Origin of the sequence: Gemella sp. GH3 (genome assembly GCF_013415425.1) — a bacterium.
In the GTDB taxonomy this organism is placed as follows: Bacteria; Bacillota; Bacilli; order Staphylococcales; family Gemellaceae; genus Gemelliphila.
In genome coordinates this window covers 1-418 of record NZ_JACBYC010000239.1, presented here as the reverse complement: position 1 = coordinate 418, position 418 = coordinate 1, and the positions used below count along the sequence as shown (strand labels likewise).

At 46.9% G+C, this 418-nt stretch carries 1 pseudogene; it reads left to right on the top strand.

The window, feature by feature from the left end:
• Positions 1 to 418: pseudogene (locus HZY83_RS07980) on the top strand (MSCRAMM family adhesin SdrC); the annotation flags it as partial.

The following is a 418-nucleotide window of genomic DNA, read 5'->3' as shown; positions in this document are numbered from 1 at the left end:
CACTTGTTGATGCTGATTCACTCGCTGATGTACTTGCACTTACTGATGCACTCATTGATGCTGATTCGCTTGCCGATGTGCTTGCAGATTCTGACGCACTCATTGATGCCGACTCACTTGCTGATGTACTTGCAGATTCTGACGCACTCGTTGATGCTGACTCGCTTGCTGATGTGCTTGCACTAATCGATGTACTCGTTGATGCTGATTCACTTGCCGACGTACTTGCACTTACAGACGCACTTGTTGATGCTGATTCACTCGCTGATGTGCTTGCACTTACTGATGTACTCGTTGATGCTGATTCACTTGCTGATGTGCTTGCACTTACTGATGCACTTGTTGATGCTGATTCACTCGCTGATGTACTTGCACTTACTGATGCACTCATTGATGCTGATTCGCTTGCCGATGTGCT